Raw genomic sequence first — 20,944 nt, 5'->3', positions numbered from 1 at the left:
AACAGGGGTATGGGGCGCAGACAAGAGCAGCAGGATTGGGGGGATCCGCCTGCGGCACTTGCCAGCAAGACATATCCCGGATGTTGTGGGCATTACCCTCTGGCCAGCATGGTCAGAGGGCTTTTTTTTGGAGGTGTGGTACTCAGGGTTTTTTATGGCTGCTGGCGAGTAAATCCGGCGAGATTTTCCCTTCTTCTTCTTTCAGCCGCTGCATGATGATATTGCTGCGAATATCCTGAACACCCTTGGTTTTGTACAGCTGGTTGATCACAAACTCGGAGTACTCGTGCAGATTGCGCGCCCGTACCCGCAGAATATAATTGCATTCGCCGGTCACGATATAAGCAGATGTGACTTCTGCCCACCCCTTGAGCGCGGCGCTAAACAGCTCGTGCCAGCCTTCTACATCCTGCCGCATCGACACCTGGACAATCGCTTCCAGCTCCAGCCCCAGGCGTGACGCATCCAGTACCGCCCGGTAACCGGAAATGGCACCGCCCTCTTCCAGCAACCTTACCCGCCGCAAACACGCCGACGGCGACAAGGCCACTTTCTCGGCCAGCAGCTGATTACTCATCCGGCCATCTTCTTGCAACAGGGCCAAAATTTTCAGGTCGATTACGTCTAGTGACATCATGTGCAGATAATTCCAAGATATAGATGAATTGTGTCTATAAATTTCATTATACATACATACAGGCACAAAAAAAGACAGCCTATTTCGCAGTTAATTGCATAAGATACACCTCAACAACACCTCAACCATCGCAAGGAAAACACACCATGCGCACCATCATCGACATCAGCCCGCTGGTACACAACCAGACACCGGTCTGGCCAGGAGATACCCCGGTCAAGCTGGAAAAAGTCTGGGAAATCAGCCCCGGCTGCCCGGTCAATGTCGGCCGGATGACCATGTCTCCCCATACCGGCGCGCATGCCGATGCCCCCTTGCATTACGACGCAGACGGGCTCTCGGTAGCAGATGTACCGCTGGATACCTACATCGGTAACTGCCGGGTCATTTATTGCATCGGCACCCTGCCGCTGGTTCTGCCGCAACACATTCAGCACGCGCTGGACAACCTGCCGCCCCGGGTACTGATCCGCACCTGCCAGACCGCCCCCCAAACCACATGGGACAGCGCCTTCTGTGCTGTCGCGCCAGAGACCATCGCGCTATTGGCCAGCAAAGGCGTGCGGCTGATCGGCATCGATACCCCTTCACTCGACCCGGAAACGTCTAAAACCATGGACGCACATCACCAGATACGCCAGCACCGCATGGCCATTCTGGAAGGCCTGGTGCTGGACCAGGTGCCAGAAGGCGATTTTGAGCTGATCGCCCTGCCGCTCAAGCTGGCCGGTCTCGACGCCAGCCCGGTCCGCGCCGTGCTGAGGACGTTATAAGGCGTTTGTAACGCGCCGCCAAATACCAACAATAAAGCAGTAAACCCGTAGGGTGGATAAAGCAAAGCGATATCCACCAAGCAACGTCACCAAGAGGACACCGCCATGCACATCACCCAAGCACATTGCCAGGCACTGGACCAGCAAGACACACTCGCCCCGCTGCGGGATCAATTCTCCCTGCCCGAAGGCGTCATCTACCTGGATGGCAACTCGCTGGGCGCCCAGCCCAAAGCGGCACCAGCCCGTGCGCAGCAAGTCATCACAGAAGAATGGGGTGTCGGACTTATCCGTAGCTGGAATACTGCCGGCTGGTTCGACCTGCCACAACGTCTTGGCAACAAACTCGCCAAACTGATTGGTGCTAACGATGGCGAGGTGGTTGTGACCGACACCACCTCCATTAACCTGTTCAAGGTACTGGCTGCGGCGCTACGCCAGCAAGAGGCCAAGGCCCCGACTAAACGCGTGATCGTGTCAGAACGCCGTAACTTCCCGACTGACCTCTACATTGCCCAGGGCCTGATCGAACAATTGCACGCCCATGGCGCCCCCGCCTACCAACTGCGGTTGATCGATTCGCCTGAAGAACTGCACGGTGCACTGGGTGACGATGTCGCCGTGGTGATGCTGACGCATGTGAACTACCAGACCGGCTATATGTACAACATGGCAGATACCACCCGCGCGGTGCATCAGCACGGAGCGCTAACCGTGTGGGACCTCGCCCATTCAGCCGGTGCTGTCCCCGTTGCGCTCAACGATGCCAATGCGGATTACGCGGTTGGTTGTACCTACAAATACCTGAACGGCGGCCCTGGTTCACCGGCCTTTCTGTGGGTCAACGCCAAACATCAGGATGCCTTCTGGCAGCCGCTTTCAGGCTGGTGGGGTCATGCCCGCCCGTTTGCCATGGAGCCCGGTTATCAGCCGCATCAGGGTATTTCCCGCTACCTGTGCGGCACCCAGCCGATTACCTCGCTGGCCATGGTGGAATGCGGCCTGGATACGTTCGGCCAGACCAGCATGACTGCATTGCGCGAAAAATCCCTCGGCCTGACCACCCTCTTTATGGAACTGGTACAGCAGGAATGCAGTGACCATCCACTGACCCTGATCACCCCGACTGACCCCGCCATTCGCGGCAGCCAGGTCAGCTATGAGCACCCGCAAGGGTTTGCCGTGGTACAAGCACTGATCGACCGTGGCGTGATTCCGGATTACCGCGAACCCCGCATCATGCGCTTTGGCTTTACCCCGCTTTACACCAGCTTTGAAGATGTCTGGCACGCAGTGGCGATTCTCAAGGACATACTGGATAGCAAGTCATGGGATCAGCCACAGTTCCATCGCCGTGGCGCGGTAACCTGATACCCCGGCCAGACCCATCCACGGACACATAACGATAAGACGGGCCAGAACAAGCACCGGCCCCAACGACCAGGAGCACGACATGACAACAGAACAAACCCCGAAAGACAGCAGCTGGCACGGTGCCGAGCTTAACTTCAGCAAAGAAATGAGCTATGGCGACTATCTGTCGCTGGACAAAATCCTGAATGCGCAGAGCCCCCTGTCGCCAGACCACAATGAAATGCTGTTCATCATCCAGCATCAAACCAGCGAACTATGGATGAAGCTGATGCTGCACGAGCTGCACGCATCGCGCATTTGCGTCAAGGAAGAACGCCTGCCGGAGGCCTTCAAGATGCTGGCACGCGTTTCGCGCATCATGGAGCAACTGGTCCAGGCGTGGAGCGTACTGGCCACCATGACGCCACCGGAATACACCGCCATGCGCCCTTATCTGGGCAAGTCCTCCGGCTTTCAGTCTTACCAGTACCGCGAGATCGAATTCATCCTGGGCAACAAAAACCCGGCCATGCTCAAGCCGCACGCCCACCGTGACGAACTGCTCAAGCGTGTGGAAGAAGCGCTGGTCGCCCCGTCCCTCTACGACGAAGCCATCAAGCTGATGGCCAAACAAGGCTTCACCATTGATGCAGACCGTCTGGAACGCGACTGGACGCAGCCGACCCAGTACAACGAATCGGTAGAGGCTGCCTGGCTGGAAGTCTACCGAGACCCGCAAAAGCACTGGGCGCTGTATCAGCTGGGCGAAAAATTTGTCGATCTGGAAGACGCTTTCCGACTGTGGCGCTTCCGTCACCTGACCACCGTTGAACGCGTCATCGGCTTCAAGCGCGGTACCGGCGGCACAGAAGGCGCCAGCTACCTGAAGAAAATGCTGGACGTGGTGTTGTTCCCGGAACTTTGGCGTTTACGCACGGCGCTGTAAGCCCCGAACGTTTCGGCGTATGCCATGCCGGCATGCGCCGAGGCGACTCCCACCGTCATCAATCTCTCACCTCAACACATCTCCTCGGGGAGTCTGGCAAAGGCTAGAGATGCTTCTTGTGTATTTATCAGTTTTTTACGAACAATACATAAAAATAATACTGTTTTTATTTCATCAATAAGCTCTATATGCTCCTGTATGCAATGTCCTATTTTTAACAGGAGACAATCATGAAATTCTTATCCATGCTGGCTATCGTACTGACGCTGGGCATGACACTGGCTAGCGTCGATGCAGAAGCCAAACGCCTTGGTGGTGGCCGCTCCAGCGGCATGCAGCGGCAAATGACCACACCTAACCAGCAGGCGCAAACGCCCTTTGCCACCAACCCCAATACCAGGCAACCTGCGGCGGTACCTCAAGCCCAGCCCAAACGCTCATGGCTCGGCCCATTGGCTGGTCTTGCAGCGGGTATTGGTCTGGCGGCACTGGCATCCCACTTCGGGTTCGGGCAAGAACTGGCCTCGATGATGATGATCGGCTTGCTGGTGATGGCGGTGCTAATGGTCATCGGCTTCATCATGCGACGTCGCGCAGCGGCGCAGCAACCGGCCATGGCCGGGATGAACCGCTACCAGAACATGTCTTCCAATGTGGAATACATGCCTGCAGCGCAGAAATCATACAACCAAGACTACAACAGCACCACGCCGATTGGCGGCAGCGCGTCGTATAACGCCGCCCCAAGCGCTATCCCGGCCGGCTTTGATGTAGAAGGCTTTGTACGCAGTGCCAAGGTTCACTTCATCCGCTTGCAGGCCGCCAACGATAGCGGCAACCTGGATGATATCCGCGAGTTTACAACGCCAGAGATGTTTGCCGAGATCAAGATGGATATCTCCGACCGCAAAGGTGCCCATCAGGAAACCGACGTGGTCAACATCGATGCAGAAGTGATCGAGGTAATTGATGAGTCTTCTCGCCAGGTGGCCAGCGTGCGTTTTACCGGCCTGATCCGGGAAGACAAGCATAGCCCGGCAGAGCCGATCAACGAAATCTGGCATCTGGTCAAACCGCGTGCCGGCAATTGCGGCTGGTTGTTGGCCGGTATCCAGCAAGCCAACTAACACGCACGTCAAGCAGTAGCAACGGTAGCCAGCCCCAGGTTGGCTACCGTTTTTTTTATGGCTAGCCATCCTGCCAGCCATTGGCCCTCCATCGATTTGCCGGCCGGATCATGCAAGACGTTCATGCATGCCCGGTAACTGACCCGCCAGTGCCATCACGGGAAGACGGCCTTGCCATGACTGCTTGCCCCTTTTCATGACCAGCACATATTGACCCGCCTGCCAGTTTGTGGCTTGATCATGAAATGATCATGATCGCTTGGGGATGAAGGCAGCCAGACTGCAACATCACGGTCCACAAGCGCAATACCTCAATCAGCCACGTACCCGACCAACCTGACGGGTACATTGCTTTTACGGAAAGCGAACGCATGAGGATTGGTGCAGCACTTATCTGCTGGTTAAGCGTCATCGGCGCCGTGTGCCTTGGCCCTGCCAACGCAGAAGAAGCCCCCCGGAAGCTGCGCGTTGTCATTGATGACAACTACCCGCCCTATACCTTCAAGAGTGCAGACGGCAAACCCCAAGGCATCCTGAGAGATGTCTGGCGTCTGTGGCAGCAAAAAACCGGTATCCCGGTAGACTTTATCGCAACAGATTGGGGCATCGCCCAGAACATGATGAAAACCCGTCAGGCAGATGCCATTGACACCATGTTCGAAACCCCAGAGCGCAAAAAGTTTTACGATTTCTCTGCCCCTCACGCCAAGATCAACACCTACATTTTTTTCCATAAGAGTATCGCTGGCATTACCAATGCAGAATCCGCCAAAGGGTTTGTGGTGGGTGTCAAAGCGGGCGATGCCTGTATCGAATATCTGCAGGCCAAGGGCATCAGCGACCTGAAGCCTTACCCCAGTTATCAGGCACTGGTCAAAGCCGCAGTCCAGCGCTCGATTAGCGTGATCTGCATCGACGGCCCGCCTGCTTTTTACTTTTTTGCGCAAGAAGGCGCTATCAATTCGTTTCGCTATACCGAGCCGCTCTACTCTGGCGAGTTTCACTGGGCCATCGCCAAAGGACAACCAGCGCTGAAAGCGTTGATTGCCAAAGGGTTTGCCAGTATCACCCCGGCCGAACGTACCGCCATTGAAAAACACTGGTACGGTGAAGGCATGCCCGATAAAGAGATGTCCGATTGGGTGATCTATGGCGCCTATGGCTTTGCCGCAGTCATTGCGGCGCTACTGGGCATGCTGGCCTGGAGCCGGTTTCTCAAGCGTCAGGTAGACTCCCGGACTGCGGCCCTCTCGCAGGCCATGGCGGCGCTGGAAGATAGCGAGGCCTACAACAAGGCCCTGTTTGCCTCGTCCCAAATGCCCATGGTCGTCATGGATGCCGACACCTACCGGTTTATCGACTGCAATGCCGCCGCACAGGAAATCTATCATCTGCCAAGTCGTGACAAGGTACTGGGCCTGACACCTGCCGACGTATCGGATGAAACCCAGTACGATGGCAGTCCCTCCTCCGTGGCAGCAGAAAGACACATCCGGATTGCCCGCAAGAAAAAAAGCCATCTCTTTGAATGGCGGCACCGTCGGCCAGACGGCGAGATCTGGGATGCCCAGGTGCATCTGATGCTGATCGAATACAAGGGCAAGCAGATTCTGTTATTTGCCCTGCTGGATATCACCGACCGGAAACGGTATGAAAAAGAAATTGAAACCCTGGCGTTTCATGATTCGCTTACCGGCTTGCCCAACCGGCGGCTGATGCTGGACCGGCTGAGACAATCGATGCTGGACAGCGCGCGTTCCGGCAAACAAGGGGCATTGCTGCTGATTGATCTGGATAACTTCAAGACGCTGAACGACACCCGCGGGCATGATCTGGGCGATAAACTGCTGATCGAGGTATCACAGCGGCTACTGAAAAATGTGCGCGATGGCGATACCGTGGCCCGGCTTGGCGGTGACGAATTTGTCATCATTCTGCGCAATCTGAGCCCGGATGATCACGCAGACATCGAAACCGAGCGGATTGCCGAAAACCTCTTAAAAGCGCTGGGGGCGCCGTACCTGCTGGTCGAGCACTCAGACACCCAGGAAACAAGCGCGACCCACTTCTGCTCCGCCAGTATGGGCATTGCCCTCTTCCGCGGCACCGCTGTCACGGCTGAAGAACTGCTGCAACGTGCCGACACCGCCATGTACCGGGCCAAAGAATCCGGTCGGGATGCCTTCCGCTTTTTTGACCCGGACATGCAGGCCCGCATCCTGGCCCGTGTAGCGCTGGAAGACGAGCTGCGTCGCGCCATCGAAGAAAACCAGTTCATTCTGCATTTCCAGCCGCAGGTCAACAGCCAGCACCAGATCATTGGTGCAGAAGTGCTGATTCGCTGGCAACATCCGGTCAGAGGCATGATTTCGCCGCTGGACTTCATCCCGCTGGCCGAAGAAACCGGCCTCATTGTTCCGATCGGGCATTGGGTTCTGGACCAGGCGTGTTTGCAGCTGGCTCGCTGGGCCAACCAGCCCAACACAGCCAATCTGGCCCTGTCGGTAAACGTCAGTGCCAGACAGTTCGGCATGCCGGGCTTCGAGAACGAGCTGCGCGAACACCTGCAAAAAACGGCGGGAAATCAGCACAAGTTAAAAATCGAGCTGACCGAAAGCGTATTGCTGGAAAATACCGAAGCAACCATCTCCAAGATGTTTGCCATCAAATCCATGCAGGTGATGCTGTCTCTGGATGACTTTGGCACCGGATTTTCGTCCCTGTCTTACCTGAGTGTCTTGCCGCTGGATCAACTCAAGATCGACCGGTCTTTTGTGCGGGATATCCTGGTAGACCCGAACGACGCCGCCATTGCCCGTACCATCATTGCGCTGGGCAAAAGCCTGGGCATGTCAGTCATTGCCGAGGGTGTGGAAACCGCCAGTCAGAAAGCGTTTCTGGAGCGGGTGGACTGCCATATCTATCAAGGGTATCTGTTTGGCCGTCCCGTTCCCATTGCAGATTTTGAAACCATGCTGGACGAGACACCGGCGCAATAGTCATGCATCCCTTTGCCGGCATGGCGGCAGAGACCTGAACCCCATGAGTGTGGTTACAAGCGGTTGCTGAGCTCGGTACGGGCAGAGTCAGCAATCGCCACCACACAGGGGTGGCTTAGCTTGCGCTCGACCGACAAGGCATAGTATTCCAGCTGCAAGTCACTGGCTCGGCCCAAGACTACCGTACTGTTGTCTTTGACGTATTCGGCCTCCAGCACGCTCGGTACCGGGAATACCCCATTCCCTTCCAGACCAAAAGCGGTCATCAACGCACTGTCATCAAACTCGCCCACAATATTCGGACGCAAACGCTGCTTGTCCAGCCACTCCTTGAGTTTGCGCCCGACGGCCGAATCGTCGCTCGGCACCAGCAATGGCAACGCCGCCAGACATTGCGGGAACGGCAAGCCGGTTTGCGCCGCCAGATCCTGATGGGCGATAAAACTGAGCCCGGACTCCACCAGACGATGGCTATAGGCCCGAACGTCTACCGATGCAGGGATGGGTGCATCAGAAATCACCAGGTCCAGACGGTGCACCGCCAGCTCGGCCAGCAGCCTTTCCAGCTGCCACTCCCGGCAGACAATGCGCACCGGTTCCGGAACCTTCATCGCCGGTCTTAGCAACCGGTAGGCCAGTGACTTGGGCACCACATCCGACACCCCTACCCGAAACTCGGTAGGGCGCCCCTTGGGATAATGCCGGATCACCTGCTCAAGCTCTGCCCCCAGGGCAAACAGCTCATCTGCATACTCAAGCGCCAGCCGACCGGCATCCGTCAGTACCATTGACCGGCCTTCTCGCGAGAACAAGGGCGTGCCCAGGCTGTCTTCCAGCAACTTGATCTGCCCGCTGAGCGTCTGCGGGGTAATGTGTATGGCCTCGCCGGCACGGATCACCCCGCCATGCTTGGCCACTTTCCAGAAATAATACAGATGCTTGAGGTTCATGCCGGATACCCTATACTTGAATTCGTGCAGCCATGCCTTCGCCGGATCTCACACCGCCGTGGCAGAACGGAGTCTAACGGGTTTTCTGGCTGGGTCTCAATAAATCTGCCAGGTAGTGGCAGCTACTGTGGCTGGTGGCGATTCCCCCATGCAACCAGCACACAACTCCAAACTGGCGGCATCCGCTGAACTTAAGCTGTTTTTTTGCACCAAACCAGCATGTCATATGAAAGACTGCGTCTATAATCCATCCAGGAATGCGTCATCGCCAGCCAGATAGAAGATGAATCGCCACTTATTTCACATGCGCCAGTCCGGGGATTAAAAACGGATGCCTCAACGCTTACTGACTAATCCGCACCTGATTGCTATCCGCAAATGGTTTGGCCAGCTATGGGCCAAAAATCCGAACTTTATCTTTATCGGCCCATTGCTAACGGCCATCATCATGATTTCGATGGTCACACTGGAACTGCAATATGAGCGCCGCGAGATTCTTGCACATGCAGCAGAAAATGCAGGCAATCTCAGCCTGATAGTCGAGCGGGACATCAGCCGGAATCTGGAACTGTTCGACAATTCGCTACAAGCGGTTGTAAATGGCGTCAACGACCCGGCCGTGATGCAGATGCCTGGCAATTATCGCCGCAGCATCCTCTTTGACAGGGCGGTGACAGAGAGCCATTTCATGGGTGGCGTGGCGTTTATTGATGCAAATGGCAATAACGTGGTCAACTCGCTCAACTACTCCCCCTTTGCCGGCAATTACAAAGAACAAAGCTGGTTTACCGCCCACAAGAACAATCCGGTGAGCGGGCTTTATATCAGCCCCCCAAAAGTAGCCCATGACTGGGACAACAAGCTGATTCTGCTGCTCAGCCGCAGGGTCAGCCATATTGATGGCAGCTTTGCCGGCGTGGTGGTAGGCGGTATCGAGCTGGACTATTTCAGGCAATTGCTCTCCGGGTTAAAGCTGGGCGAGCACAGCTCTGTTGTGCTTATCCAGAACAATGGCACCATCGTGATGCGGATACCCTATCGGGAAAAACTCATCGGTAGCGACATCAGTCACAACCCCAATTTCAAGCGCTATCTGCAACTGCGTGAACCCTACTTTATCGGCGTCTCGTCATTTGACGGCGAAGAACGCCTGTTAACCTTCAAAGCGTTCGATAATCTTCCCTTTACCGTCAATGTCGGCACCAGCACGCGCGACATGCTGGCAGAGTGGCGCCGGCACGCGCTCTATATCGGTATTTTATCCGGGGTGCTGGTACTGGCACTGCTGATCACCACCTGGTTCCTGACCCAAGAATTCAAGCGCCGGCTGACGGTAGAAAAAGACCTGTTTCTGCTCTCGCGAGAAGACGGTCTTACCGGCATTCATAACCGGCGCATGCTGGACGAGCGCCTGCCGCAGGAATGGCAACGGGTACAACGGAACCATCAGCCTTTATCCATCTTGTTTATCGATATCGACTGGTTCAAACGCTATAACGATACCTACGGCCACCACACCGGTGACGAAGCCCTGATTGCGGTCGCCAGAGGGATTGCCAGCTGCGTCCAGCGGCCAGCAGACATCCTGGCCCGGTTTGGCGGGGAAGAATTTGTGGTGGTGCTGCCAGAAACCGGCAAGGACGGTGCGCATCGCGTAGCCGAAAAAATCATAGCCTGTATCCGGGCACTTCAGATCGAGCATATCGCTAGCCCGGAACACATCATTACCGTCAGCGTCGGGTATGCCTGCAGTACCGACCTGCACCCGGCAGACCCGCCGATGCTAATGGCCGCAGCAGATGTGGCGCTGTACCAGGCCAAATCCAATGGCAGAAACCAGAGCTGCGCTTACAGCTGACCTCTGCCATGCGGCATGGCCCTCTCAATACCCGGAAGTCACGCCAAAATCCATCATGACACTGGCACCGGTAATGGCGTGCCCGGCAGGCGACAACAGATAGGCAATATACTGGGCAACTTCTGCCGGCTCGATAAAGCGGGCCTGCTCCCCTTGCGGATAGTTGGATAACAGTTTGCGAAAGTAACTGCCCGGGTCACCTTCCCCAAATTTTTCCGCCTGAAAGGTCAGCATCGGGCTCATGATGTCGGACGGACACAAGGCATTGACGCGAATGCCAAACGGGGCCAGTTCGATTGCCAGAGACTTGCTCATGATGGTAACACCGCCTTTGCTGGCACAATAAATGGCCGCACCAGCGTTGCCGGTCACGCCCGCGTCAGAGCTGATATTCACAATCGCCCCGCGGGTTTCCTTCAAGGCCGGAATGGCACGTGAACACATGAAAAAGCTGCCTTTCAGGTTCACGTCCATGCAGCGCGCCCAGTCTTCTTCGGTGGCCAGACTGCTGTCGCCCTCTACCCAGACCCCCGCACAATTCACCAACCCGTCCAGCTGGCCATAATGCTCCAGCGTCATTGCAACAATGCGCTCGCACTCGCTGGCACGGCGCAAATCCGCCAGAATCGGAAAACCACCCACCTGCGCCGCCACCGCACAGAGCGGGTCCGGCTTGCTATCGGCCAGCACTACCGATGCGCCCAGACTGCTCAGCAAGGCTGCCGTGGCACGGCCCACACCACCGCCAGCGCCGGTAATCAGAATGACTTTGCCTTCAAACAGCTGGCTGGAAAATATCGTATTCATGCGCCTTTATGCTCCTGCAAACAATTACCCCCATCTACCACCATCATTTGTCCGGTAATGTAACTGGCACCAGGGCTGGCCAGAAACGCGACCATGCTGGCCATCTCTGCCGGCGTACCCGCTCGCCCCAGCGGGGTATAGCCAGATGCCACTTTTTCATCTGACGTCTGAGAAGCCGTCGCCACCCAGCCAGGCGCCACGTTGTTGATAGTGATGCCGTCGGATGCCACATCCAGTGCAATGCTGCGACTCATGCCGATCATGGCGGCCTTGGCCGCACTGTAAGCCGCCAGACCACGGCCGCTGACCAGTGGCCCCGTGACTGAAGACACATTCACAATGCGTCCGTACTTGCGCTCTACCATGCCGGCAATGACTTGCCGTGTCACGTTGTAACAGGTCGTCAGGTTCCGCTCGATGGCAATGTCCCATTCATCGTCGTCACTTTCATGAAACAGCTGATAAACCTCGGGAGAACCTTCTTTGGACATGCCCGCATTGTTGACCAGAATATCCACCCGACCGAAATCCTCATGAATACTGGACAGCAAGTCCCGGGTTTGCTGCCGATCGGTCAGGTCCGCGATATAACCCTTGGACTGATGCCCGGCCGTCTGCAGCTCTTTGGCCCGTTCGTGAATCCGTGGCCCGGTGGCCGTAATGGCCACTCTTGCCCCTAACTCTGCCAGCAGCCTGGCACAGGCAAACCCGATGCCTTCGGCACTGCCAGCGCCCGTTATCAGCGCCACCTGGCCTTGCAGGTTGAACAAAGCGTGCATGTCTCTCTCCTGTGGTTTCCGGTGCAGTCAGCGTCCGCTGCCTGCATCTGGTAGATACAGGCCTCAGAACTTCTGGCCTCGCCGAAAACCCATTGTTATTTGATCAAATTTTCAAAGAATTAGAACATTAATTTGCCTGAAATTCAATAATTTGATCAAACAAGTGGTGTTTAGGTTATCAGCCACACACCCGGGTCCTCCCAAACATTCCGGAGATCAACGGAAAAGAAAAACCCCGGGCAATTACCCGGGGTTTCATGAGGGGTCACAACAGCAGTAGGGAATGATCAAATCTTGAAGCGACTGACAATATGGTTAAGTTCTACCGACAGGTTCTCCAGCGCATCAATCACATGATTGGTACGCATGATTTCATGTTCTTCATCCTGCACCCTGCGCGACATATTCTCGGCAGAACTGGCCAGGTCTTCCGTCGCTCGGGTCTGTTCTTCTGCCGCATCACGAATTTCATTGGTCTTGTCCACCACCAGCGCCATGCTGGACTGGATGTTTTCCATCTGTTTCAAGGCCACGTTCATCAGTTCAACACCGGTTTTCACAGAGCCGTCCGTATGTTGCACGCTGGAAATTGCCTGAATGGTGGCTTGTCGCATATAGGAAACAAGCTGGTCAATCTCGATGGTTGCGGTACTGGTTCGGGCCGCCAGTTTCCTTACCTCGTCCGCTACCACTGCAAAACCGCGTCCCTGTTCGCCGGCTCGCGCAGCCTCAATGGCCGCATTGAGCGCCAGCAGGTTGGTCTGCTCGGCAATTTCCTTGATCACGTTCGCCACAGAGCCGATTTTGCCGGAGCCGGACTCCAGGTCGCTAATGACCTGGGTGAGGCCGTGAATGGACTGGGCCACGTTCTGGATCTCATGAGAAACACTGGTGACCGATGTCGAACTGTCGGCACACAGGCTGCCCGCATCCTTGACGATCTGCGCGGCATCTCGCGTATTGTCGGCAATGTGGGCCACACTCACAGTCACTTCTTCTACCGTTGCGGCCGTTGCTTCAGCAATGCCGGCGTTCTCCTGGGCATCGCGCTGCAGGTTGTCGGTCATGTCACCCAGTTGTTTCACGCTGTCATTCAGGGTCACGGTCTGTTCATGAACGCGCTTGAACATGACATGCAGCTGTTCCATGAACGAATTGAAATACTGGGCAATTTCACCGATTTCGTCATGGCTCTCGATCTGCAGCCGACGGGTCAGGTCCCCTTCCCCGCTGGTCAGGTCGAGCATGGCTTTGCGCAGTTTGCTGAGCGGACGGGTAATGGTTTTTAGCAGCGTCACCATCAGTAACAGCGACACAATCAGGGCAGCGACCACAATGGTAATGGTCAGCTCGAGACTCTTGGTAACGGCCGCATATACCTCTGCCTCCGGTACCTCCACAATCACAAACCAGTTGGCCGTTTCCAGATAACTGGATGCCACCATGATCTCGCCTTTGCCATTATTGTAATGGGCCAGGTTAAAAGGTGCTTTGACCAGCAGCGATTTGGCCACATCTGCCATGCCCGGCAAGGAAGCCAGATTCACCTTCTCTGCCACTTTTACCAGATCCGGATTACGGTGAATCTGGATACCGCCACTGGCATCCACCACATACACCTGACCGGTTTTGCCAATCGACACATTTCTGATCTTGTCCGCCATGGCGGTCACATCCAGCGCAATACTGGCATTCGCCCGCGTTGCCTGGCTGTCTTTGATCCTGGCATTGATAAACATCATCACGCCTGGTTTGCCGGGTTCGGTACCCAGATTGAATTCGTAAGGTTTGCCGCTATCGAGAAAACGCTTGAACCAGCCATCATTACCATTAGGCTCCAGCTTTCTGGCAATACCTTTTTGGCCATCATAGTAGTTCAGCGTTTTTTCAGACTCCAGATTCACCCCAAGTACCCCGGCCGTCTGTTGCACTTTGTTGGCATACTTCTGCCAGGCAGGAATCCCGTCTTCCGGCTCCCCGTTATTCAGCCAGTCCACCAGAAAGGTATTGTTAGCCACTTGCAATGCCTGGTAAAGCGGCACCGAAATGGTTTTATCCAGGTCATTGCGAATAGCCTGTACGGTTTGTGGCAACTCGACCTTTTCGGCCCGCTCGGTCAGGGTAGATTTAAAGATATAAATGGAGACAAATCCCACACAACATAACGACAACAGCAGGATGGTGGTGACACTGATTAGCAGTTTTTTGCTGATGGAAGATTGTCTGGCCATTGTCTCGCTCTTTTCTGTAGATATCTAATCAGTCATGGGCAAAAAATACGTATTACGCATCATCTGCCAGGTCAGATTCTTGTCAAGAACCGGAATGCTTTCATTTATATAATCCATCAGTTTTTGATTTTTCAAACTGGTGAACAGATAACGAAAATAACTTCCACGATCAATTTCAGAAATTGAAAAAAATTTCCGGTCTTGCGGATATTTTTTCAAATAGTATATGAAAGAACTTCTTGCTACAAATGTTACATCAATGCGCTGGAGTTTCAGTTTCTCCAGGTTCTTTTCATGGCTGGTCACATCGTCGCGCTTGATGGTGATTTTGCCGGCACCAATTGCGCTATCCACATCATCAAATACGTAGCCGTTAATTGCCCCCAGGGTCAGGTGGTTTATCGGCAAGAGCGACTTATCATAGACCACCGGCCGCCTGACATTGGAGATCACCAGATCCAGATCCTGAATAATGGGCAGGCTCCAGAAGAACTTCCGCTTGGCATTGTCAAAGAACCATCTGGGATTCTCCCAGGCAATTACGCCATCCCAATTGGGCCTTTCCAGCATGCGATCAAGCCGCAAACGAGGAATCTGCATGGGTTTGAACAGATACTGCCCCTTGGAGTGCTCGGACAATAGCCGGGCATACAGGGTGGTGATGCTATCCTCGGTCTGGCTGGTGTTAAAGGGAGGGTCTTCATTGTAGGTATAAAACGGGATAATCCGGGGGGCTGCAAGCAAAGGCAATACCATTCCCCATGCCAGCAAGCCGACAGCACATCTTTTCTGTAATCTTTGCCAGCCAAGGGTGTTTTTCATATGCGTCATGCGTTACCGGGATTAATTGAGGGTTTAAATACTTAAAATAGCTTAATACCTGTACTCGATTTATAGTCAATACAGGTCATTGAGCAACCTCAAATTAGAAAATCCGGAAAAAACACAATAGGCATATTGATATGGAATGCCTATATGGTTTATTGATAAGCATCTGCCAATACAACACGACCTCGGCCGGTTGTTTTGGCTTTGTATAAAGCTTTATCGGCACGCCTTAATAAATCATTTTCGCTCTCTGCGGCAGACTCGAATAACGCCACACCAATACTGACATCAAATGCGACTTCATCATTGACGCCAACCACTGCTTTTGTCTCGAGAATTTCACTGCGTACACGCTGTAAAAGAGACAAGGCATCCTTGCCGGAACCCAACGGGATCAGCATCGCAAACTCATCCCCGCCCAGACGTGCTGCAATGTCACCGGCACGACAATGGTGTACCAGCACATGCGCCAGTGATACCAGCACTTCATCCCCTACGGCATGCCCAAAACGATCATTGATTTGCTTGAAGTTATCCAGATCAATCACCGCAACCGCATAAGTGCTTTGCGAGACAATGGCTTGCTGGTGCATGCGGTTAAGCAGCGGGAAAAAGGCTCGCCGGTTAAAGAGTCCGGTCATCACGTCCGTCTCGGCTTCGGACTTCCATCTTTCTTGCCCGAACTCGGCCATCTTCAACTGGCGGTTCTGCAAGGCGATCCCCAGAATGGTAAGCGCACTGGAAAACGCAAAGGCCATCAGTCCAAAGCGGGATTCCTGATCAGAAGCGCCGACAAACGGGCCAAGCTTCTGCGCCGTCCCTGCCACCGTCAACACCATGGACAGCGAACTCATTAGCACCGTCCAGAAAATACCCACGCTAAATGACAAGATGACTAACGTTGGCAGCATAAAAAAGGTAAGCCAATCCGGACCCAGTGTGCTAAAGAACAACAATACAGGTAGCACAATTGCCGCGCCAGTCAGCCACTTCTTCTGGATCATTGTCATCGGCTCAGACGAAACCTGCATGGCTGCATACACCGGATACACCAGCAAAATACCTAAACTGTCAGCCAGAATCAGCATTCCCACAAACCCGGGAGCATCAGCCAGCGAGATATAATGCCCAATCAGCAAATTTGCTGTCAGCATCAGGCTGGTAATTAACGGAGACGCCAGACACACCCACGCGACAAAGGGAAACAGATGCTGTGTTTTGACCAAGCCATTGGGCAGAAACCGCTTTAACAAGGTCGCGGACAACACCCCGGAAAAACCGTCAATACAGGCCGCTACCAGCAAATAGACATAGGAACCCGCCTCCTGAGTATGCATGCCGGCATAGTTGGCTAAAAAGCTGGCCGCAACAATAAACGGAAAAGACCGGACACCCCACTGAAGACACATGATGAGGGATATACCGGAAGGCAGCCATAGCAGTGTAATATTGCTGGGCTGGATGGCAAACATCAGCATTCCGAATTTTGCGAGCAGAAAATAACACACGCTCGCCAATACCAGACCCGTCACATTCTTTTTATCCATATCGCGTCAGATTTTAGGCATATCGCCCGGTTATCCAGTCAAGATTAATTTATCAAGTATAATAGATCACCAGTAATGGCAAAGGCGAATTTACTCAAAATAATTCAAATAAATCCCTGTCCGGATAAATCAACAACCCAACGTATTGAATACCGATGGTTACGTGACTTAATGATTAAACGTCCGCTGGTTTATTTGAGTTCCTTTTCACCAATATGCATCTTCCGGCTTAGTCATAGATCTTTCGCAAGATCAGCCCAAAAAATGGCCGTCACTCTAGCAATATCCACTTCAATAGCGGTATACAGTAATTGACAGATACCCTTGCAGGCGCGATATTCCCAAATCATGGCCATGCCAAAAAATATGGCCCCTTACCTGAGGTATGCATGAACACTTTGTCGATTGACGCCCTGACCGCCTATTGGTCAACGACCTTTCTGGCCGCCAATGTCACCATTGCGCTGAACATTTTTGGCGCCTTGCTGCTTGGGATGCTGGTGGGTTACGAGCGGTCGTATCACGGCCGTGCAGCAGGCATGCGTACCTATGGCCTGGTGGCCATGGCCTCGACTGCGCTTACTGTCGTGGTGGGATACCCCGAGTTCTGGTTTGGCGGACACACTGGGGTTGCGATCACCTCTCAGCCTACCCAGGTCATACAGGGCATTGTCACCGGGGTTGGTTTTCTGGGGGCCGGCATCATCATGAAAGACGGCTTTACCATCAGCGGGCTGACATCAGCGGCCTCTATCTGGGCCTCATCCGCCATCGGAGTGCTGGTCGGGCTGGGGTTTTATGCCGCCTCCATCACACTGGGGCTACTGTCTGCCATCTGCATGATGTGGGGACCAAAACTGGAAAACCTGCTGCCCAGCCGTCAGGCAGTCGCGGTGCATATCCGCTACAAAGCAGGTTACAAACCCACTATCGATTTCTTGCGCAGCTGGATTCACACCTTGGGATTCAACTTTGCGGAAGGCTCTCTGTCGGTAGCCAAGCAGGGTAACCACATCGAGTGGCGCTTTGTAGTGATCGACATCCATAACATGAGAACCCCGTCCATTCAGCACATCGCTGATGAACTGGAGCAACTGGAAGGGATAGAAGAATATCAGTTATCCCATGCCCGGAACTAAACCGATACGCCTACGCCAACAGTGACTTGACCAGATATTTGGGAGACTCCAGATAGCCTTGCCGTGCATAAAACCGGTGCGCCTTTTCTCGGCGGCTATGGCAATGTACTTCAATGCGGTCACAGCCGCGTGCCTTGGCCTGATTCACGATTTCCAGCTCCAGTGCCTGGCCAATGCCGCTGCTTCTTGCGGCTTCTGCCACACAAAAATAGCTGATGCGACAAAAGTCGCCCGGCAGGGCAATTTGTGGGATGAAATGCAGTGATACAAACCCGAGAACCTGGCTGTCTTCTACAGCCACCAGCAGTTTTGCATCCGGATGCGCAAGCTGCTGCTGAAGTTTATCTGCGATGAAAGAGGACGTCCCCGGGTAACCTAGCGAGGTCAGCAAGGCTTCAATGGCAATTGCATCGTCTGGCTGCACATCCCGGATTTGCATGGTAATCTCTTGTGTGGTCATCAGGGTTTGATCTAATGATCGGCTGGGGCTAGCTCCACTTGGTACCCGGTGCCTTGTATTCCTTCATCTGCCGGAGAATCTCTGCCGGGTCCTGGCTGATGATGATCATGTCCAGATGGGCATCGCGCATGAAACCATGCGCAACCACCTTCTGCATCATCTCGATCAACGGATCAAAAAACCCGTTCACATTCAGGATGGCACAAGGCTTCTGGTGGTAACCCAGTTGCGCCCAGGTCCAGACCTCGAAAAACTCTTCCAGCGTACCGGCTGCCCCGGGCATGGCAATAAACCCGTCTGACAAACTGGCCATCATGTTCTTGCGCTGATGCATGTCATCTACCACATGCAATCGGGTAATCCCGGTATGGGCCAGTTCTTTTTGCTTCAAGGCCTCAGGGATCACCCCCGTCACCACGCCGCCATGTTGCATGACAGCGTTGGCAATTTCTCCCATCAGTCCGACCTTGCCACCACCATACACCAGCTCGATGTCCTGATCGGCCAAGGCCTTGCCAAGGGCAATGGCCGCATCGGTAAACACGGCATCATGTCCGGCGTGGGAACCGCAGAAAACAGCAAGTTTCATCATGGGAGCAACCTGTTCCCTATTCAAGATCGAGATCGTCTAAAGCATCGCACTCGATGGTTTCATCGTAATGATGCAGCAGCAGATAATCATCCCAGCCCTCTTCGCCACTGCATAACACCATACAGGCCTGTTTCAGCACCTTGCCAAATACCGGATGCTTGAACAACTGCTTTTTAACCAGTTTCCAGAGTGCAAACTCATCGTCGGTTTCAAACATCAGGTTGATGAAGGGGCCTTCATCATCCCCTTCGATCAAGCCAAACCGCTCAATGGCCGGCTGTTCAGCAGCAAGCGTTTCGCAGAATTGCTTGAGGGTGGCAAGGTCCAGGCCGGGCGCCCGGTCTGGTTGAATCTGAATGCAAAATGTGGTCATGGTCAAGCCGTCTGGAAAAGAAACGCATGGATACGGAACAGCATCCGTACCCACCTTACTGTGAACTGAACTTTGTTAATTATCGTCAGCAATAAAGCCGCCGCCTGCATAACTCTCGAAACGGGTGTATTTGCCCAGCCAGGTCAACCGGACACGCCCCACCGGGCCGTTACGCTGCTTACCGATGATCACTTCGCCCGTGCCTTTGACTTCCTCTTTGTCCGGGAAGTAATACTCCTCGCGATACATGAACAGAATCACGTCGGCATCCTGTTCGATAGCACCGGATTCACGCAAATCCGACATCATCGGACGTTTGTCCGGACGTTGTTCTACCGCCCGCGATAACTGTGACAGGGCCACAACCGGTACTTCCAGTTCTTTGGCCAGGCTTTTCAGCGAGCGGGAGATCTCGGAAATTTCGGTAGCACGGTTTTCACCCGCGCTTTTGCTGCTGCCTTTCATCAACTGCAGGTAGTCAATGACCACCAGGCCGAGCTTGCCGTTGTTGATGCCTTTCATGGCCAGATCACGCATCAGGCGGCGGCATCTGGCGCGCAGTTCGGTAGACGACAAACCGCCGGTTTCATCAATATAAATGGGCGCCTCGTGCAGCTTGCCCACCGCATGGGTCAACCGCGGCCAGTCATCATCGTCCAATTTACCGGTACGCAGTTTGTGCTGGTCCAGACTCCCCACAGAACCGATCATCCGCATGACCAGCTGGGCGCCGCCCATCTCCATCGAGAAAATGGCCACCGGCGCGCCCACCTTGATGGCGACGTTTTCGGCTACGTTCACGGCAAAAGCGGTTTTACCCATCGAAGGACGACCCGCCACAATGATCAGGTCACCGGGCTGCAAGCCAGAGGTTTTGCTGTCCAGGTCCACAAACCCGGTCGCAATACCCGTCACATCGCTGTCAGAGTCGCGGTGGTAAAGTTCGTCAATACGCTCCACTACCTGGGTCAGCAGGGTCTGGGTATCCAGAAACCCTTGCTTCTGGTTGTTACCGGATTCGGCAATTTTAAACACGGCCGTCTCGGCACTATCCAGCAGCTCTTCAGCATCCCGCCCTTCGGGCGAATAGGCGGATTCGGCAATCTCGTTACCCACCCTGGCCAGTTCGCGCAATACATAACGCTCGTGCACGATTTCGGCATAGCGGCGAATATTGGCAGCGGACGGCGTGGTTTCTACCAGCTGGCCCAGATACCCCAAGCCGCCCACGTCTTCGAGCTTGCCCAGACGGTCCAGCTCTTCGGCCACGGTAATCACGTCGGCCGGGCGGTTACGCTCGATCAAACGGCCAATGGCGTAGTACACCTGCTTGTGGCCGCTATGATAAAACTCGGCATCATTCACCAGATCAGAAATTCTGGACCATGCCTCGTTATCGAGCATCAAGCCACCCAGCACGCTTTGCTCGGCTTCGATCGAATGCGGCGGTAACTTCAGCTGAGCAATCTGAGGATCAGACTGCATCGCAAACGGGGGTTGCATATTGGTCATATCGAACTTCTTGGCGGATGAATCAAAGGTGGG

General features: G+C 54.4%; 18 protein-coding genes. 7 read left to right on the top strand and 11 right to left on the bottom strand.

The features are described from left to right. Positions 1–142: 142 nt before the first annotated feature. Entirely contained in the window at positions 143–637 is a 495-nt protein-coding gene (locus F552_RS0106510) for an Lrp/AsnC family transcriptional regulator (protein WP_018150926.1), read from the bottom strand. 146 nt (positions 638–783) lie between these two features. On the opposite strand from F552_RS0106510, the gene kynB reads away from it, so the two are divergent. The 5 genes from kynB (at position 784) to F552_RS19985 (ending at position 7,835) form a co-directional block, all read left to right on the top strand. Beyond that, on the top strand, positions 784–1,410 hold the full coding sequence (gene kynB / locus F552_RS0106505; RefSeq protein WP_018150925.1) for an arylformamidase: 627 nt from the start codon (positions 784–786) through the stop codon (positions 1,408–1,410). A 105-nt stretch (positions 1,411–1,515) separates the two neighbouring features. Then, entirely contained in the window at positions 1,516–2,781 is a 1,266-nt protein-coding gene (gene kynU, locus F552_RS0106500; protein WP_018150924.1) for a kynureninase, read from the top strand. Positions 2,782–2,863: 82 nt separating this feature from the next. Beyond that, positions 2,864–3,709 (top strand): tryptophan 2,3-dioxygenase, encoded by an 846-nt coding sequence (gene kynA, locus F552_RS0106495; protein ID WP_018150923.1) that lies wholly within the window; start codon positions 2,864–2,866, stop codon positions 3,707–3,709. Positions 3,710–3,939: 230 nt separating this feature from the next. Continuing rightward, the gene (locus F552_RS0106490; RefSeq protein ID WP_018150922.1) at positions 3,940–4,836 is read left to right on the top strand and encodes a Tim44 domain-containing protein; all 897 of its coding nucleotides are present in this window, start codon (positions 3,940–3,942) and stop codon (positions 4,834–4,836) included. 371 nt (positions 4,837–5,207) lie between these two features. Continuing rightward, positions 5,208–7,835 carry an EAL domain-containing protein gene (locus tag F552_RS19985; protein WP_018150920.1) on the top strand — a complete coding sequence of 876 codons (2,628 nt, stop codon included), beginning with the start codon at positions 5,208–5,210 and terminating at the stop codon, positions 7,833–7,835. 53 nt (positions 7,836–7,888) lie between these two features. On the opposite strand, the gene nhaR is transcribed toward F552_RS19985, so the two are convergent. Next, positions 7,889–8,785 (bottom strand): transcriptional activator NhaR, encoded by an 897-nt coding sequence (gene nhaR / locus F552_RS0106475; RefSeq protein ID WP_018150919.1) that lies wholly within the window; start codon positions 8,783–8,785, stop codon positions 7,889–7,891. A 331-nt stretch (positions 8,786–9,116) separates the two neighbouring features. On the opposite strand from nhaR, the gene F552_RS0106470 reads away from it, so the two are divergent. After that, positions 9,117–10,643, top strand: coding sequence for a sensor domain-containing diguanylate cyclase (locus F552_RS0106470; protein ID WP_018150918.1), 1,527 nt, complete (start codon positions 9,117–9,119; stop codon positions 10,641–10,643). Between the two features lie 24 nt (positions 10,644–10,667). Here the strand turns inward: F552_RS0106470 and F552_RS0106465 are convergent, their stop codons facing one another. From F552_RS0106465 to F552_RS0106445, 5 genes are all read right to left on the bottom strand, one after another. Beyond that, the gene (locus tag F552_RS0106465; protein WP_018150917.1) at positions 10,668–11,450 is read right to left on the bottom strand and encodes an SDR family NAD(P)-dependent oxidoreductase; all 783 of its coding nucleotides are present in this window, start codon (positions 11,448–11,450) and stop codon (positions 10,668–10,670) included. After that, positions 11,447–12,229 (bottom strand): SDR family NAD(P)-dependent oxidoreductase, encoded by a 783-nt coding sequence (locus F552_RS0106460; RefSeq protein WP_018150916.1) that lies wholly within the window; start codon positions 12,227–12,229, stop codon positions 11,447–11,449. The genes F552_RS0106465 and F552_RS0106460 overlap by 4 nt, the downstream gene beginning before the upstream one ends. Positions 12,230–12,516: 287 nt before the next feature. After that, positions 12,517–14,460 carry a methyl-accepting chemotaxis protein gene (locus F552_RS0106455; protein ID WP_018150915.1) on the bottom strand — a complete coding sequence of 648 codons (1,944 nt, stop codon included), beginning with the start codon at positions 14,458–14,460 and terminating at the stop codon, positions 12,517–12,519. 24 nt (positions 14,461–14,484) lie between these two features. Next, positions 14,485–15,060 (bottom strand): transporter substrate-binding domain-containing protein, encoded by a 576-nt coding sequence (locus F552_RS0106450; RefSeq protein ID WP_169333575.1) that lies wholly within the window; start codon positions 15,058–15,060, stop codon positions 14,485–14,487. A gap of 380 nt (positions 15,061–15,440) precedes the next feature. Then, complete coding sequence (locus tag F552_RS0106445; protein ID WP_018150913.1) at positions 15,441–16,835, bottom strand: sensor domain-containing diguanylate cyclase; 1,395 nt, start codon at positions 16,833–16,835, stop codon at positions 15,441–15,443. Positions 16,836–17,224: 389 nt separating this feature from the next. Here F552_RS0106445 and F552_RS0106435 point away from each other — a divergent pair, with 389 nt between their 5' ends. Further along, entirely contained in the window at positions 17,225–17,974 is a 750-nt protein-coding gene (locus F552_RS0106435; protein ID WP_018150912.1) for an MgtC/SapB family protein, read from the top strand. Between the two features lie 10 nt (positions 17,975–17,984). Here the strand turns inward: F552_RS0106435 and F552_RS0106430 are convergent, their stop codons facing one another. The 4 genes from F552_RS0106430 to dnaB all read right to left on the bottom strand — a co-directional run bounded on the left by F552_RS0106430 (position 17,985) and on the right by dnaB (position 20,911). Beyond that, positions 17,985–18,434 (bottom strand): GNAT family N-acetyltransferase, encoded by a 450-nt coding sequence (locus F552_RS0106430; RefSeq protein ID WP_211208234.1) that lies wholly within the window; start codon positions 18,432–18,434, stop codon positions 17,985–17,987. A 28-nt stretch (positions 18,435–18,462) separates the two neighbouring features. Continuing rightward, positions 18,463–19,026: an LOG family protein gene (locus F552_RS0106425; RefSeq protein WP_018150910.1), complete on the bottom strand. Its 564-nt coding sequence runs from the start codon at positions 19,024–19,026 to the stop codon at positions 18,463–18,465. Between the two features lie 16 nt (positions 19,027–19,042). Further along, positions 19,043–19,399 carry a hypothetical protein gene (locus F552_RS0106420; protein WP_018150909.1) on the bottom strand — a complete coding sequence of 119 codons (357 nt, stop codon included), beginning with the start codon at positions 19,397–19,399 and terminating at the stop codon, positions 19,043–19,045. A gap of 75 nt (positions 19,400–19,474) precedes the next feature. Then, complete coding sequence (gene dnaB, locus F552_RS0106415) at positions 19,475–20,911, bottom strand: replicative DNA helicase (RefSeq protein ID WP_018150908.1); 1,437 nt, start codon at positions 20,909–20,911, stop codon at positions 19,475–19,477. Between the last annotated feature and the right edge of the window lie 33 nt (positions 20,912–20,944).

The organism is Leeia oryzae DSM 17879, from assembly GCF_000376945.1.
Classification (GTDB): domain Bacteria; phylum Pseudomonadota; class Gammaproteobacteria; order Burkholderiales; family Leeiaceae; genus Leeia; species Leeia oryzae.
Note: the sequence above shows the minus strand (reverse complement) of the source record. Positions and strands in the feature narration are given on the sequence as shown.

Coding starts and splice junctions, on each gene's coding strand:
- kynB (WP_018150925.1), top strand. CDS start 784: ATGCGCACCATCATCGACATCAGCCCGCTGGTACACAACCAGACACCG.
- F552_RS0106445 (WP_018150913.1), bottom strand. CDS start 16,835: ATGGATAAAAAGAATGTGACGGGTCTGGTATTGGCGAGCGTGTGTTAT.
- kynU (WP_018150924.1), top strand. CDS start 1,516: ATGCACATCACCCAAGCACATTGCCAGGCACTGGACCAGCAAGACACA.
- nhaR (WP_018150919.1), bottom strand. CDS start 8,785: ATGAACCTCAAGCATCTGTATTATTTCTGGAAAGTGGCCAAGCATGGC.
- F552_RS0106425 (WP_018150910.1), bottom strand. CDS start 19,026: ATGATGAAACTTGCTGTTTTCTGCGGTTCCCACGCCGGACATGATGCC.
- F552_RS19985 (WP_018150920.1), top strand. CDS start 5,208: ATGAGGATTGGTGCAGCACTTATCTGCTGGTTAAGCGTCATCGGCGCC.
- F552_RS0106470 (WP_018150918.1), top strand. CDS start 9,117: ATGCCTCAACGCTTACTGACTAATCCGCACCTGATTGCTATCCGCAAA.
- F552_RS0106420 (WP_018150909.1), bottom strand. CDS start 19,399: ATGACCACATTTTGCATTCAGATTCAACCAGACCGGGCGCCCGGCCTG.
- dnaB (WP_018150908.1), bottom strand. CDS start 20,911: ATGACCAATATGCAACCCCCGTTTGCGATGCAGTCTGATCCTCAGATT.
- F552_RS0106490 (WP_018150922.1), top strand. CDS start 3,940: ATGAAATTCTTATCCATGCTGGCTATCGTACTGACGCTGGGCATGACA.
- kynA (WP_018150923.1), top strand. CDS start 2,864: ATGACAACAGAACAAACCCCGAAAGACAGCAGCTGGCACGGTGCCGAG.
- F552_RS0106460 (WP_018150916.1), bottom strand. CDS start 12,229: ATGCACGCTTTGTTCAACCTGCAAGGCCAGGTGGCGCTGATAACGGGC.
- F552_RS0106455 (WP_018150915.1), bottom strand. CDS start 14,460: ATGGCCAGACAATCTTCCATCAGCAAAAAACTGCTAATCAGTGTCACC.
- F552_RS0106510 (WP_018150926.1), bottom strand. CDS start 637: ATGATGTCACTAGACGTAATCGACCTGAAAATTTTGGCCCTGTTGCAA.
- F552_RS0106465 (WP_018150917.1), bottom strand. CDS start 11,450: ATGAATACGATATTTTCCAGCCAGCTGTTTGAAGGCAAAGTCATTCTG.
- F552_RS0106450 (WP_169333575.1), bottom strand. CDS start 15,060: ATGCAGATTCCTCGTTTGCGGCTTGATCGCATGCTGGAAAGGCCCAAT.
- F552_RS0106430 (WP_211208234.1), bottom strand. CDS start 18,434: ATGACCACACAAGAGATTACCATGCAAATCCGGGATGTGCAGCCAGAC.
- F552_RS0106435 (WP_018150912.1), top strand. CDS start 17,225: ATGAACACTTTGTCGATTGACGCCCTGACCGCCTATTGGTCAACGACC.